The sequence below is a fragment of the Pseudomonas sp. LG1E9 genome (genome assembly GCF_003290225.1).
In the GTDB taxonomy this organism is placed as follows: Bacteria; Pseudomonadota; Gammaproteobacteria; order Pseudomonadales; family Pseudomonadaceae; genus Aquipseudomonas; species Aquipseudomonas cyclaminis.
Genome location: NZ_CP029983.1, coordinates 2,980,753 through 2,993,681, shown reverse-complemented (window position 1 = coordinate 2,993,681; position 12,929 = coordinate 2,980,753). Strand labels below are relative to the sequence as shown.

At 62.2% G+C, this 12,929-nt stretch carries 14 protein-coding genes and 1 pseudogene; 9 read left to right on the top strand and 6 right to left on the bottom strand.

All coding sequences use genetic code 11. The features are described from left to right. Positions 1-2: 2 nt before the first annotated feature. From DNK50_RS14145 to hpaI, 3 genes are read left to right on the top strand one after another with little or no spacing between them, the layout of a single operon-like run. The gene (locus DNK50_RS14145; RefSeq protein ID WP_112194654.1) at positions 3-1,307 is read left to right on the top strand and encodes an MFS transporter; all 1,305 of its coding nucleotides are present in this window, start codon (positions 3-5) and stop codon (positions 1,305-1,307) included. Between the two features lie 12 nt (positions 1,308-1,319). Next, positions 1,320-2,123 carry a 2-oxo-hept-4-ene-1,7-dioate hydratase gene (hpaH, locus tag DNK50_RS14140; protein ID WP_112194652.1) on the top strand — a complete coding sequence of 268 codons (804 nt, stop codon included), beginning with the start codon at positions 1,320-1,322 and terminating at the stop codon, positions 2,121-2,123. Between the two features lie 14 nt (positions 2,124-2,137). Further along, positions 2,138-2,941: a 4-hydroxy-2-oxoheptanedioate aldolase gene (hpaI, locus tag DNK50_RS14135; RefSeq protein WP_112194650.1), complete on the top strand. Its 804-nt coding sequence runs from the start codon at positions 2,138-2,140 to the stop codon at positions 2,939-2,941. A gap of 87 nt (positions 2,942-3,028) precedes the next feature. Here the strand turns inward: hpaI and hpaR are convergent, their stop codons facing one another. Next, a complete protein-coding gene (hpaR, locus tag DNK50_RS14130) occupies positions 3,029-3,451 on the bottom strand; it encodes a homoprotocatechuate degradation operon regulator HpaR (RefSeq protein ID WP_099584498.1) in 423 nt (140 codons plus the stop codon). A gap of 238 nt (positions 3,452-3,689) precedes the next feature. Here hpaR and DNK50_RS14125 point away from each other — a divergent pair, with 238 nt between their 5' ends. The 6 genes from DNK50_RS14125 (at position 3,690) to DNK50_RS14100 (ending at position 8,563) form a co-directional block, all read left to right on the top strand. Then, positions 3,690-4,988: an FAD-binding oxidoreductase gene (locus tag DNK50_RS14125; RefSeq protein WP_112194648.1), complete on the top strand. Its 1,299-nt coding sequence runs from the start codon at positions 3,690-3,692 to the stop codon at positions 4,986-4,988. A 31-nt stretch (positions 4,989-5,019) separates the two neighbouring features. Next, the gene (locus DNK50_RS14120) at positions 5,020-5,385 is read left to right on the top strand and encodes a cupin domain-containing protein (RefSeq protein ID WP_112194646.1); all 366 of its coding nucleotides are present in this window, start codon (positions 5,020-5,022) and stop codon (positions 5,383-5,385) included. Between the two features lie 56 nt (positions 5,386-5,441). Next, entirely contained in the window at positions 5,442-6,101 is a 660-nt protein-coding gene (locus tag DNK50_RS14115; protein WP_112194644.1) for a helix-turn-helix transcriptional regulator, read from the top strand. Between the two features lie 84 nt (positions 6,102-6,185). Continuing rightward, positions 6,186-7,007 carry a molybdenum cofactor biosynthesis F family protein gene (locus DNK50_RS14110; RefSeq protein WP_112194642.1) on the top strand — a complete coding sequence of 274 codons (822 nt, stop codon included), beginning with the start codon at positions 6,186-6,188 and terminating at the stop codon, positions 7,005-7,007. After that, the gene (locus DNK50_RS14105) at positions 7,000-7,800 is read left to right on the top strand and encodes an SDR family NAD(P)-dependent oxidoreductase (protein WP_112194640.1); all 801 of its coding nucleotides are present in this window, start codon (positions 7,000-7,002) and stop codon (positions 7,798-7,800) included. The genes DNK50_RS14110 and DNK50_RS14105 overlap by 8 nt, the downstream gene beginning before the upstream one ends. Further along, positions 7,793-8,563: an SDR family oxidoreductase gene (locus DNK50_RS14100; protein ID WP_112194638.1), complete on the top strand. Its 771-nt coding sequence runs from the start codon at positions 7,793-7,795 to the stop codon at positions 8,561-8,563. The genes DNK50_RS14105 and DNK50_RS14100 overlap by 8 nt, the downstream gene beginning before the upstream one ends. A gap of 50 nt (positions 8,564-8,613) precedes the next feature. Here DNK50_RS14100 and DNK50_RS14095 read toward each other — a convergent pair whose 3' ends face one another. The 5 genes and pseudogenes from DNK50_RS14095 to DNK50_RS29520 form a co-directional block, all read right to left on the bottom strand. Beyond that, complete coding sequence (locus DNK50_RS14095) at positions 8,614-9,231, bottom strand: TetR/AcrR family transcriptional regulator (protein WP_112194636.1); 618 nt, start codon at positions 9,229-9,231, stop codon at positions 8,614-8,616. A gap of 15 nt (positions 9,232-9,246) precedes the next feature. Further along, positions 9,247-10,209 (bottom strand): transcriptional regulator FeaR, encoded by a 963-nt coding sequence (gene feaR / locus DNK50_RS14090; RefSeq protein ID WP_112194634.1) that lies wholly within the window; start codon positions 10,207-10,209, stop codon positions 9,247-9,249. A gap of 118 nt (positions 10,210-10,327) precedes the next feature. Next, positions 10,328-10,912, bottom strand: coding sequence for a DUF3156 family protein (locus DNK50_RS14085; RefSeq protein ID WP_112194632.1), 585 nt, complete (start codon positions 10,910-10,912; stop codon positions 10,328-10,330). Further along, positions 10,893-12,392: an APC family permease gene (locus DNK50_RS14080; protein ID WP_099584488.1), complete on the bottom strand. Its 1,500-nt coding sequence runs from the start codon at positions 12,390-12,392 to the stop codon at positions 10,893-10,895. The genes DNK50_RS14085 and DNK50_RS14080 overlap by 20 nt, the downstream gene beginning before the upstream one ends. 252 nt (positions 12,393-12,644) lie before the next feature. After that, positions 12,645-12,914 (bottom strand): annotated as a pseudogene (locus tag DNK50_RS29520) (methyl-accepting chemotaxis protein); the annotation flags it as partial. Positions 12,915-12,929 lie beyond the last annotated feature (15 nt).

Here is a 12,929-nt window from a genome sequence, read left to right as displayed (position 1 = left end):
CCATGAGCACAGCCAATACCGCCGACAGCCTCGGCAGCGTCGCCCGCGACCGCACCCACGGCACCATCACCTGGCGGCTGATGCCGCTGTTGCTGATCTGCTACCTCTTCGCCCACCTCGACCGCATCAATATCGGCTTTGCCAAGATGCAAATGAGCGCCGACCTGAATTTCAGCGACACGGTCTACGGCTTCGGCGCCGGTCTGTTTTTCGTCGCCTACGCGCTGTTCGGCGTGCCGAGCAACATGGCCTTGGACCGTGTCGGCCCGAGGCGTTGGATCGCCACACTGATGGTGGTGTGGGGCGCATTGTCGACCTGCATGTTCATGGTCGACAGCGCCACGGGCTTCTATGTGCTGCGCTTCTTGCTCGGGGTGGCCGAGGCGGGTTTCTTCCCTGGCATTCTGGTGTTCTTGAACCGCTGGTATCCCGCCGGTCGACGTGCGCAAGTCACCGCGCTGTTTGCGATTGCCGTGCCCATGGCCGGGGTGGTTGGCGGGCCGCTGTCGGGCGGCATCCTTGAGCATTTTCATGACCTGGGCGGCCTGCGCGGCTGGCAGTGGATGTTTGTCATCGAGGGCGCGCCGGTCATCCTGCTCGGGCTGGTGGTACTCAAGTGCCTGCCGGACAGTTTCGAAACCGTCACCTGGCTGACGCCTGGGCAAAAACAACAATTGCGCGAGCAACTGCACACCGAGGAACAGCGCAAATCCATCACCTCGTTTTCCGCGATTCTGCGCAACCCGCAAGTGTGGCTGCTGGTGGCGGTGTATTTCGCAGTGATGCTGGCGGTCAACACCCTGGCGTTCTGGATGCCGACGCTGATCCACGGCGCCGGCGTCGGCAGCGACGGCAAGGTCGGGCTGCTCAGCGCGGTGCCCTACCTGGCGGGCTGCTTTTTCATGATCGGCTGCGGGCGTTCGTCGGATCGCCAGCGTGAACGCCGCTGGCACCTGTGCGTGCCCTTGCTGATGGCGGCCGCCGGCATTGCCATCGCCGGGCTCGCCCCCGCCAATCCGGTCCTGGTGCTGGGCGGCCTGATCCTCGCCGGCATGGGCGCCAGCGCCGCGTTGCCGATGTTCTGGCAGTTGCCGCCGGCGTTCCTGTCCAACACCACCCAGGCCGCCGGCATTGCCTTGATCAGCTCCTTCGGCAGCATCGCGTCCTTTTTCGCGCCCTACCTGATCGGCTGGATGCGCGACACCACCCACAGCGCCAGCCTGGCCCTTTACGCCCTGGCGCTGCTGATTGCACTCGGTGGTTTGCTGGTGCTGCGCACTCAGGCCGCCATCGTCAACCCTCACTGAGAGACCCTTGTCATGCTTGATCAACAGCTTATCCAGCAAGCCGCCGCCCGCCTCGACCAGGCCGAACGGTCACGGGAACAGGTGCGCCAGTTTTCCCTGGAGCACCCGGCGATCACCATCGAAGACGCCTACGCGATCCAGCGCGCCTGGGTCGCCCAGAAGATCAAGGACGGGCGCAAGCTGGTCGGCCACAAGATCGGCCTGACTTCCCGCGCCATGCAGGTGTCATCCAACATCACCGAGCCGGATTACGGCGCGCTGCTCGATGACATGTTCTTCGATGAGGGCACCGATATTCCCTTCGAGCGTTTTATCGTGCCGCGGGTCGAAGTGGAATTGGCGTTCATCCTGGGCAAACCGCTCAAAGGGCCGAACGTGACGGTGTTTGATGTACTGGACGCCACCGAGTGGGTGATCCCGGCGCTGGAAATCATCGACGCCCGCATCCAGCAGATCGACCCGCATACCAATGCCACGCGCAAGGTGTTCGACACCATCTCCGACAACGCTGCCAACGCTGGCGTGGTCATGGGCGGACGCGCCGTGCGCCCCACCGAAATCGACCTGCGCAAAGTGCCCGCAGTGCTCTACCGCAATGGCGTGATCGAAGAGTCCGGCGTGTCGGCCGCTGTGCTCAATCACCCCGCCAAAGGCGTGGCCTGGCTCGCCAATAAACTCGCCGCCTATGACGTGACCCTGCAACCTGGGCAAATCATCCTCGGCGGCTCCTTCACCCGCCCGGTGGCGGCCAACCCTGGCGATACCTTCCATGTCGACTACGACATGCTGGGCTCGATCGCCTGCCGTTTCGTTTAACCGGAGATTGCTCGATGGATATGCCTATCAACACCTTCAAGCAACGCCTGCACAGCGGCGAACCGCAGATTGGCCTGTGGCTGGGATTGTCCGATGCCTACTGCGCGGAACTGGCCGCCAACGCCGGCTTCGACTGGCTGTTGATCGACGGCGAACACGCCCCCAACGACCTGCGCGGCATGCTCGGTCAGCTCCAGGCCGTGGCACCCTACCCCAGCCATCCGGTGATTCGCCCGGTCATCGGCGACACCGCGCTGATCAAGCAAGTGCTCGACATCGGCGTACAGACGTTGCTGGTGCCGATGGTGGAAAGCGCCACGCAGGCCCGGGAACTGGTCAAAGCGATCCACTACCCGCCCAACGGCGTGCGCGGCGTCGGCAGCGCGCTGGCACGGGCGTCGCGCTGGAACAGCATTGCCGGTTACCTCGACAAAGCCGACGAGCAGATGTGCCTGCTGGTGCAGATCGAAAGCCGCGAAGGCCTGGCCAATCTGGATGCGATTGCGGCGGTGGAAGGCGTAGATGGGGTGTTTATTGGCCCTGCTGACCTCAGCGCCTCAATGGGTTATCGCGGCAACCCTGGTCACCCTGAAGTGCAGGCGGCGATTGAAGACGCCATCGCGCGCATCCGCCAAGCGGGGAAAGCCGCCGGTATTCTCAGCGCCGATCAGGCATTGGCCCGGCGTTACATCGAACTGGGTGCCGCGTTTGTGGCGGTAGGCGTGGACACTACGGTGCTGATGCGTGGGCTGCAAAGCCTGGCGGCGGCGTTCAAAGATGCACCGGCGCCCGCAAGCACCGCCGGTGCTATCTATTGACAATGCGAAGGTCACCGAGGCCTTAGAGCCGAATATCAGTCCAAATGTGGGAGGGGCTTGCCCCCTCCCATATAGGGAGATCGGTTATCAGCGCTTCAGGGTTTTGAGCTCATTGAGCAACGTCAGCAGCGTCTGCAACTTCTCCTCGCCGAACCCGGCCTGCAAACGCTGATAATTGGCCTCCATACATTGGCTCATCGAAGCGAAACAGGCCTGCCCCTTCTCGGCCAACCGCACCAGCACCCGCCGCTGATCCTGCTGCGCCTTGCGCCGCTCAACCATCCCTGCCGCCTCCATGCGCACCAGCACACCCGTCATGCTTGGTTTGAGGATGCACGCCAGCTCTGCCAGGCGATTGATCTCCAGCTCATCGTGCTGGCTCAGGATGCGAATGACCCGCCATTGCTGCTCGGTCAAACCGTGCTGGTTAAGGGACGGACGAAAAAAACCCATGGCGGCTTCACGCGCATGGAGCAAAGTAAGGGTCAAGGATTGGCGCGGTTTGGGCATGGGCACTGGCGTCGCAATTAGTTAACAGATTAACAACATTCTAGCATTGGCCATCAGTCGCCGTGTGCAGCTTTACCGCCGTGCGGGATCCATGGGCGACATTGGCAGCCACGGTCAAGACCGGCGGCACACAGAATCAAGACACCTACCGCTCGGAAGGCAGTTAATACACCCCAACAGGCACAGAGCTGTTTATCGGCTCTGCAGTGAGTTTCCCTTCACTTTTCCAGGCTGCGCCATGATCAATATCGAAACGCCGACCTACTACTCGGCAACCAAGAAATACAACCTCAGCTTCCCGACCCTTGAACAGGACGTGGAAGCCGACGTGGTAGTGATTGGTGGCGGTTTCTCCGGCATCAACACCGCCCTGGAACTTGCTGAAAAAGGCATCACCAACATTGTGGTGCTCGAAGCGCGCTACCTGGGCTTTGGCGGCACGGGCCGCAACGGCGGGCAGATCATGGCGGGGATCGGCCATGACCTGGAAAAGATCAAGCAACAAGTGGGCGACGAAGGCCTGCGCCAGATCTTTGAAATCAGCGAGCTGGGCGCCGGCATCATCAAGGACCGCATCGCCAAATACGCGATCGACGCCGACTTCTGCCACGGCTACGGCTACATGGGCTTCAACGCCCGCCAGGAAAAAACCCTGCGCGCCTGGGAGAAAGACTTCAAGTCGATCAATACCCAGGATGAAATCCGCTTTCTGGGCGGCTCCGAGGTCAAGCAGATCATTGGTTCCGACGCCTATACCAGCGCGTTGCTGCACATGGGCGGCGGGCATGTGCACTCGCTCAACCTGCTGCTGGGCGAAGCCAAGGCGCTGGCCAGCCATGGCGTGCGCATCTATGAGCACAGCCCGGCGCTGGAAGTGAGTTATGGCGAGCGCATCACCGTGCGCACCGGGCGCGGCTCGGTCAAGGCGTCCAAATTACTGTGGGCCTGTGACAGTTTCCTCAACAAACTCGAACCCGAACTGCACAAGACCACCGTCAACACCTACGCCTTCCAGTTGATGACCGAACCGCTGTCGGACGAGATGATCCAGCGCATCAGCCCGATACGCGGCGCCTACAGCGATATTCGCCCGGTGATCGACTACTACCGCGTCACCAACGAAAACCGCCTGCTGTTCGGCGCCGCCACGCCGTTTGTCGAGCACATCCCGCTGGACCTCAAGGCCTGGAACCGCAACCTGATGCTGAAGATTTTCCCGTACCTCAAGGACGTGAAGATCGACCTGGCCTGGGGCGGCCCGATGGCGACCGGGGCCAACCTGTTTCCGCAGATCGGCACCCTCAGCGGCCGCCCGAATGCCTTTTACGTGCAGGGTTACGCCGGCTTTGGCGTCACGCCCAGCCACATCATCTGCAAGGTCCTGGCCGAAGGCATGAGCGAGGGCTCATCGCGCTACGACCTGATCAGCTCGGTCAAGCATGCGCAGATCCTCGGCAAGGACCATATCCGCCCACTGCTGCTGACCGCCGGCAAAAGCCTTCATCAACTGTCGGGTTACTTCAACGGTCGTCGTTGATGCCCACCGTTTCATTCTCAGGAGAACTGCCATGCCCATTACCACGCTCAAGAAAGACATCCAATTATCCGACCTCGATGCCTGGGGCACTGTTGCCGACCTCGGTTCCGAAATCCTTGAAGGCGAAGTCAACGCCTTCGGCAAAATGACCTTTGGCGCACCGACCGACCCGGTCAGCAGTGCCTATTTCGGCACCACCCAAGGCAAGTTCCGCATGGTTTACCCATTCGCGGAACAGGCCACCGTGGTCACCGGCGAAGTGGTGTTGACCGATGAAAGCACCGGCCAGAGCACCCGCTACAAGGCCGGCGACAGCTGGTTCGTGACCAAGGGCACGGCGGTGCTGTGGGAGGTTGTGAGCGAGAGTTTTGTGAAGCATTATTTCGCCGTTGTCTGATGGTTCTGGCTGCCGGCTTCGGTCGGCAGCGTTTTCTCCGGCGCAGGTGACTGACCATGCACGCCATCCCCGCTCAGGAAGTCGCCGGCCATTGCCTGCAGGCGTTCACCCAGCTCGTGCCCGCCAGCCAGGCGGCGTTCTATTGTGTCGACCGCCAGCTTCAAGCCCGCGACTTCCGGCTGCACGGCATGAGTGGCGAGATGCACCGCGACTACCTGGACAACTACCGACAGTTCGACCCGTTGCAACCGCGCAATTGCCTGTCCACCGGGCTGGCCGTGGTCCCGCTGGGTCTGGCCATGGCCCGGCAACCCCTGCGTGACAGCCGCCGCTATCGGGACTTTCTGGCGCGTTACGGAGTGGTCGACGTGGTGGAAATTGTCGCCCATCGCGCCCACCAGCCCCAGGCTGCCATCTCGTTACTGCGCACCGCCGCACAAGGCGCCTTTACCCCCGACCAATTGGCGCAACTCAATGCCTTGCAGGCCTTGCTGCAAATGGCGGTGGCCAACATGCAGCCCTGTGACGATGCATTGGCTGCCTTCACCCCCAAAGAACGCCAGATCGCGTGGTTGTTGCGTCAAGGCGCAAGCAACAAGCAACTGGCGCTGGAGCTGGACATCGGCCTGCCCACCATCAAGACCCACCTGATCCATCTGTTCCGCAAGGCGGGCGTGAGCAACCGCACCGAACTGGTGACGGCGCTGTTTCTGTAGCGGGCTCAACCATTCGGTTGATAGGCGGGCGCGCGGCTCCAGCCCATGCTCCGGGTTGTCCATCCAACCCACCGGAGCCATGCTATGACCACCCCATCCGACTGGATCACCGTAGGCGCGCTCGCCGACGGTTTCGCGCCTGACGCGTTCATCCTGCCCAACCTCGCCGACCTCAACGGCAAGACCTTCACCCTGCACTTCGCCAATGGCTGGCAGATCGAGCACCGCTTCGAGACCGAAGCGCTGCACTGGCATGCCGCCGATGGACATTCCAGCGGTTCGGCTGCCTACCGCGCCACGTCGGTGCGGCCGGGGCTGTACCTGGTCGACTTCATCAAGCACGAAGCCGGCCAGGCGTGGTCGATCAGCCTGGTGCTGGAGACCGCCACAGCGTCGTTCACCGCCGTGATCGGCCGCATGCCGCGCCGCGAGCAGACTGAAGAAGGCCTCTACAGCCGCGCCCTGGCCGGCAAGGCATTGACCTCGGTTGAGGTGGACTTCCTGCACGGCAGCCTGGATCAACCCTGGCAGCCCGGGATTTGCCCTCACACGCCAACCCAGGAACTGACCGGTTTGCGCAATCTGTATCGCTACAGCCCCAGCGAAGTGTACGAGCACATCTACTTGAACGATCAGTTCTACGCCTGGCAATGCATCAAGGGCGTTGAGCAAGGCCTGTGCGATACCGACCGCTGCCACTACTACAAAATCGCCGAGGAGCTGTACCTGTTTGTCTGGCGCGAAAAAATCATCCCGACCTTGGGCCTGGTCTTGATCGACCTGCAACAGCACCGCAGCGACGGCAAGATTTTCGGCTATGCCGATGCGTCCTTCGCTGAGCTGTCGAACTTTCCGGTCAGTTCCTATTGCCAAGTGCTCAACCGCACGGAGTATCCCGATGCCTGACCCACGCACCGTCGTCATCACCGGCGCAGGTACCGGCATCGGCGCCGCCTGCGCCCGGTTGTACGCCGCCGAGGGGGCCAACCTGGTCCTGATCGGCCGGCGCCGCGAGCCGTTGGAACAGGTGGCCGAGGAAACCGGTGGCCTGGTCCTGGTCGGAGATGCGGCCTGCCCCGATACCTGGGAAGGGTTTATCGCGCACATTCGCACGCGCTATGGCCGACTCGACGTGCTGCTGGCGTGTGCCGGTGGGCACGGCGTCGGCAGCGCCAGTCAAACCAGCCCGTCCACCTGGGAAGCCGCCTTGCGCAGCAACCTGGACAGCGCGTTCTACAGCGCCCGCGCCTGCCTGCCGCTGCTGATCGAAAACGCCGGCAATATCGTGCTGCTCGGCTCCATCGCCGCCCTGGCCGCCGGGCCTGAAGTCTGCGGCTACACCACCGCCAAGCATGCGCTGCTCGGGCTTAACCGCTCGTTGGCACGGGACTATGGGCCGCGTGGAGTCAGGGTGAACGCAGTGTGCCCAGGCTGGGTGACCACGCCGATGGCCGATCAGGAGATGCAGCCGTTGATGGACTTTTACGGTGACACCTTGCCGCGAGCCTATGCCCGCGTCTGCGCCGACGTGCCGTTGCGCCGCCCCGCCAGCGCTGACGAAATCGCCAAGGTGTGCCGCTTCCTCGCCAGCCCCGATGCCTCGATCATCACCGGCGCAAGCGTGGTCGCGGACGGCGGTTCGAGCATCGTCGACGTACCGACGCTGGCCTATGCCCATCTGGAGACCGCCCATGGCTGAAGACTTGAATTTCAGCGGCAAAACCGTGCTGGTCACCGGCGGCGCCCAAGGCATCGGCCAGGCTATCGTCGAGGCATTCGCATGGCGCGGCGCGCGCGTGATGATCGCCGACCTGCGCCTGGCGCAAGCCCAGGCACTGGCCGAAGACTTGTGCGTGCGGGGCTGCCGGGTCGAAGCCATGGCACTTGATCTGGCGAATACCACCGCCGTGTTCGACGCCGTCAGGGCCATAGACCAGCACTGGGGCCGCCTGGATATCCTGGTGCACAACGCCGGCTACTTCCCCTTGACCCCCTTCGCCCAGATCACCCCCGCCGTGCTGGAACGCACACTTGCGGTCAACCTCTCGGCGCTGTTCTGGCTGACCCAGGCCGCCTTGCCGATGTTCCAGCGTCAAGGCGGCGGCTGCGTGCTGGTCACCTCATCGGTCACCGGGCCACGGGTGGCCTATCCGGGCCTCAGTCACTACGCTGCGTCAAAGGCTGGGGTCAACGGGTTTATCCGCAGCGCGGCGCTGGAACTGGCCGGCGATGGGGTACGAGTCAACGGCGTGGAACCTGGGATGATTGCCACACCGGCCATGGGCAACCTGGGCGATGGCCAAGTCAACGCCGACATCGCCAACCGCGTGCCACTCGGAAGGCTCGGCGCGCCGGAGGATATTGCCGGGGCGATGCTGTTCCTGGCATCCGACCTGGCGGCTTACATCACCGGGCAGACTATTGTGGTAGATGGCGGGTCGACGTTGCCTGAGGTGAAATAACCGCTGCCGGAGCAACTACGGGAGGGGGCTTGCGCCCTCCTACATTTTGATCAGGGTGTGTTCGTGGAATAGCGCCCGGCCCTTTCCAGCATTGACAGTGAATCACCGAACACCCGCGACAACGCCGCCAACCGCTTTACGTAACCCTGTGGCGTCGAATAGATCAACTCCACATGTAAGCTGTCGACGATGCCCAGGTAGGCATCGCAAAACACCTGCAGCGCCGCGGGCTCTACCCTGCTGTACCGACCTCGTGCTGCACGCTGGAAGTCTTCACGGATGCAGCCCAGATACCCCTCGAATCCTGCGGTAATCACACCGCGAATCTGCGCTGGCGGAAAGTACGCCGTGCGCAGCAGAAAGCGCAGGTGCGCCGAGCCTTCATAGCGGCCAATCAAGCGCTCAAGGTGCAAGTGCCCTGGCATCCCCGTGCCCCCGGACTCGTCCTGGAAGCACCCCGCGATGTAGTGATGTTCGTGGTCCAGGGCAATCTGAAAGACCGTCTGAAACAGCGCATCCTTGCTCGCAAAATGCGCGTACAGCGACGCCTTGCGCATGCCCGCACCGGTCGCGATGTCGTTCAGCGACGAGGCGTCGTATCCATGATCGGCAAAGTGGTCGACCGCCACCGCACAAATCTTACTGGCCGACAGGCTGAGCGCTTTCATTGATCGACCGATAACCTAAGCCGCGCCGACCGCTTGTTGCAGGTGGGTCGACCGAAAGTCCTTGGGCGACAGCTCGAATTGCTTCTTGAACGAGCGGCTGAAGTGCGCCGAATCGGTGAAGCCCCACTTGTAGGCAATCGAGGTGATCGACTCGCTCTTGAGGAATGGATTGGTCAGGTCATCCGCGCTGCGCTTGAGCCGCGCCCGCTGGATGTAGCGGCAGACGCTGTCGTCCTGCTCTTCAAACAGGCGGTACAAGTGTCGCACCGAGATGTTCAGCCGATTGGCCAGGCCCACGGGGCTCAAGCCCGGTTGAGTCAAGGACTCATCGATGACTTTCTGCACATAGCTGCGCAGGTTGCTGCCTTGCAATGAAGCGGCGCTGTCACCCTGGGTGTTATCCACGTCAAACGCCGAACCCAGCAACGACACAAACGCCGCCTGCAGTGCCTGGGCCTCTTCCATCGAATCCTGCCCCTGCAGCCCTTCCCGGCACAGTTGGTCCATCAGCACATGGAGCATCCGTCCACAGGCCTTGCTCGATGAGATCTTGCCGAAGGTTTTCGAGGCGTTGCCCAGTTGCTTGCAGACTTCGTTGCGAGAGAGGGACAGCGACGCGTGTTCGATCAGGCCAAACGGGCTGATCTCGATTGAGCCGGTGGAATCCATCAGCAGCATGTCACCTGGCGCCAACTGGATAACCTCGTCGTTCTGGGTGATCTGGCAATAGCCGCTGCGCTGGCTGACGAGGAAGCAATGCTGGTCGTTGTCGTGATCGGGGTTGGCCCGTACGCGCTTGATCAGGCCGGCATTGGTACGCAGGGAAGCCAGTGACAGGCAGCCCCGTGAGAGCGTCGACACCTCGCCGATGAACAGCGAACGGTTGAAGGCCAGTTCAGTGTCGAAATGGCCGCAGGCCGCTCGCAAATCCTGAGTCCAGGTGTCCAATCCAGGGTGCGCAGATTGATAGGTGCTCATGGCAACTCCACAGTGGCTTCTTGTTTTTGTCGGCCAATAGTTAACATGTTATCTATATAGGCGCAACAACTACGTAATGCCGTGTGCAGAAGCAGTAATGATGCCAAGTAACCAAAAATCAGAACGCGCCCAGCGCCCGCTTCAATCCCGTCAGGACATCGAACAAAGCCTCTCGCTGCGCACCGCTCAAGGCGATATAGCGACGAAACGCGGGCATGCGGTTGACCACCTCGCTGCCTCCCATGTGTTCAAGCCGTACCTGCCACTGCAGGCCGTCCAGTTCGATGCGCAGGCGCTTGAAATCCAGCACCATCAACGCGTGATGCAGTGCCTGATCCTGCTTCAACGCAACTTCAAGCCTGGGCAGCAAAGTCGGCGCACCCGCCCGCTGCCGAAACCCCAGCCCCGTGCGCCGAATCGACCCGCGGTGGTGCAGCTCAAAGCGTGCATTGCCCTGCTCTGAGGCGGGCACCTTGATCACGAATTCAGTCATGACCAGGTGCATCAGCAACTGCGATTCAGTGCGCTCGCCAACCGCCACTTGCAGGCCGCTATCACCCAGGCCGAACACCGCGCCTGTCGGTCCCGTCGAGGTGAAACCCGCCAGGCCAAGGTTGCGGCGCAGGTACTCAAGCGTGACGCCGGGGCGGTAGCCGGCCGGGGCGCGTTGGGCACTGAACAGCTCAGACAGCTTTTGCAGCATGCTCGATATACCCGTGGTGAGGGTTGCCAGGCTCATGGGAAAACTCCTTGGCCAGCACGTCTTCTACCGACGCCGGCTTGAATGGATTGACCTTCTGCACCACCAATGTCCAGAACAGCGCATAGGTCGCGGTGATCCCGAGCATCACGCCAAACGGCACATAGATGTCGGCGGGATTCATGCCCGGTGGGGTGATGAACCACATGCCCAGCAAGATGCCGACGCTGGACAGGATCTGCGGCAACGGGAAGAACGGCGAACGATAGGCCCGTGGCAGATCAGGACGACGAATGCGCAGGATCACCACCGACAGCGTCACCAGCAGGTAAGAGAAACTCCACGCACACACCGCAGCCAGCACCAGGTGCATGATGTTGTCGGTATTGCCGCCCAGCCACAGCGCATACAGGCACGGGATCAGCATCGCCACCAGGATGCACACCAGCGGTGTCTTGAAGCGCGGGTGCAGGTAGGTGAACACCTTGGGCAATGCACCGTCCACGGCCATGCCGTAGAGAATCCGCGGTACACCGGCCATCAGCGTGTTGATAGTGGCGGCACCGGCAAACAGAAAACCGATCCCCAGCCACAGCGGCCCGACTTGCCCCATGACCTGCTCGGCAAACCGGGGGATCGCCATCGGCGTGTCGAGCAGGTGCACGCCCGAGGCGGCGTCCAACAGCACGTTTTCGACTTGGCGCTTCATCGCCGCGCCATAGATGAACATGCAGGTGGCAACGCTCAGCAAGCCCAGAATCATCGCCTTGGGCATGACCTTGGCCGAGTTGCGCAAGTCCGGGGCCAGCGGCGTGACAAACTCACAGCCGACAAACATGAACATCGCCATGCCCACCAGCGACAGAATGGTGATCAGGTCAGTGCCCACCAGCGACACGCCGAACCAGCCATCCAGTTGCACCGCCGGTGCCGCAATCAGGCCCATCACGCCAAACACCATCAGCGTGGTCCACATGCCGAAGGTCAGGATGATCTCGGCCCGGCCAAAGGCGCTGACCCCGAAGGCATTGAGGATGCCGAACACCACGACGAACCCGACCCCCAGCAACCAGGAGCCGCCGGCCGATTCCGCGAGGGTATTGAGGTGCTCGAAGTTCACCAGGGCCATGACGCCGGACAGAATGGTCTCGGCGGTGCCGGCGAACACATGCACGATCAAGTAGGCCGACAAGGTGCCGGTGATCGCAAAGAAACGCCCCATGCCGCAATTGATGTAGTCGTAGACCGAACCGGTGGTCGGCAGGATCGAGGCGGCTTCGGCAAAGGTGGTCGCCTGGGCCAGCATCATCACCACCGCGATCAACATCGCCACCGCAAAGGCGCTGCCGCCGATCCCGAACCCCATGGTCGCGGTAAGAATCACCGGGCTGGCCATGATCAGGCCAATGGTGCTGGCCAGCGCGGTCGGAAAGCCGACGCTGCCTCGTTTCAAATGCTGTGTGAGCCGGTCATTGATCGACATGGTGCGGATCCTCGAAAGCGGATTTCTTAGTGGATGCATCGAGCCGTACAAGGAGCCGGCGATAACGCCCTCCCCAGCCAGTCCCTGATCGAAACGGCATCGAGCCAAATCACTGTGCGCCCAGGACATACCGAGCGTCTTGCCCATGTCTGCCGCCGCTTTTGTTGCTGCCTGCCAACGCGTGCGGCTGGTCTGCCTCAAGGCGACGCTGCTGGAAAGCCTCACGGTCGTACCCGCTTTCTAGTGTTCGTGCTGATGCAACATCGTCTGAATCTGATGGGTCGCCTGGCGGGTGTTTTCCGCCAGCTTGCGTACCTCATCGGCCACCACTGAAAACCCACGGCCGACCTCACCCGCCCGCGCCGCTTCAATAGCAGCGTTCAAGGCCAACAGGTTAGTCTGGTCGGCGATGCCCTTGATCACACTCACCACGGTGGCGATCTGGCCGTAGGTTGCCTGATTGTGCTCCAGCAACTGCTGATGGGTGGTCTTGGCCGACTGTTCATCACTGATGTCGCGCACCGCGCCGATTACCCG

Excerpts from the sequence above, each read along its gene's own strand:
- DNK50_RS14125 (WP_112194648.1), top strand. The coding sequence starts at position 3,690 with ATGATCAATATCGAAACGCCGACCTACTACTCGGCAACCAAGAAATAC.
- feaR (WP_112194634.1), bottom strand. The coding sequence starts at position 10,209 with ATGAGCACCTATCAATCTGCGCACCCTGGATTGGACACCTGGACTCAG.
- hpaR (WP_099584498.1), bottom strand. The coding sequence starts at position 3,451 with ATGCCCAAACCGCGCCAATCCTTGACCCTTACTTTGCTCCATGCGCGT.
- DNK50_RS14120 (WP_112194646.1), top strand. The coding sequence starts at position 5,020 with ATGCCCATTACCACGCTCAAGAAAGACATCCAATTATCCGACCTCGAT.
- DNK50_RS14080 (WP_099584488.1), bottom strand. The coding sequence starts at position 12,392 with ATGTCGATCAATGACCGGCTCACACAGCATTTGAAACGAGGCAGCGTC.
- DNK50_RS14085 (WP_112194632.1), bottom strand. The coding sequence starts at position 10,912 with ATGCTGCAAAAGCTGTCTGAGCTGTTCAGTGCCCAACGCGCCCCGGCC.
- DNK50_RS14115 (WP_112194644.1), top strand. The coding sequence starts at position 5,442 with ATGCACGCCATCCCCGCTCAGGAAGTCGCCGGCCATTGCCTGCAGGCG.
- DNK50_RS14110 (WP_112194642.1), top strand. The coding sequence starts at position 6,186 with ATGACCACCCCATCCGACTGGATCACCGTAGGCGCGCTCGCCGACGGT.
- DNK50_RS14105 (WP_112194640.1), top strand. The coding sequence starts at position 7,000 with ATGCCTGACCCACGCACCGTCGTCATCACCGGCGCAGGTACCGGCATC.
- DNK50_RS14100 (WP_112194638.1), top strand. The coding sequence starts at position 7,793 with ATGGCTGAAGACTTGAATTTCAGCGGCAAAACCGTGCTGGTCACCGGC.
- hpaH (WP_112194652.1), top strand. The coding sequence starts at position 1,320 with ATGCTTGATCAACAGCTTATCCAGCAAGCCGCCGCCCGCCTCGACCAG.
- DNK50_RS14095 (WP_112194636.1), bottom strand. The coding sequence starts at position 9,231 with ATGAAAGCGCTCAGCCTGTCGGCCAGTAAGATTTGTGCGGTGGCGGTC.
- DNK50_RS14145 (WP_112194654.1), top strand. The coding sequence starts at position 3 with ATGAGCACAGCCAATACCGCCGACAGCCTCGGCAGCGTCGCCCGCGAC.
- hpaI (WP_112194650.1), top strand. The coding sequence starts at position 2,138 with ATGGATATGCCTATCAACACCTTCAAGCAACGCCTGCACAGCGGCGAA.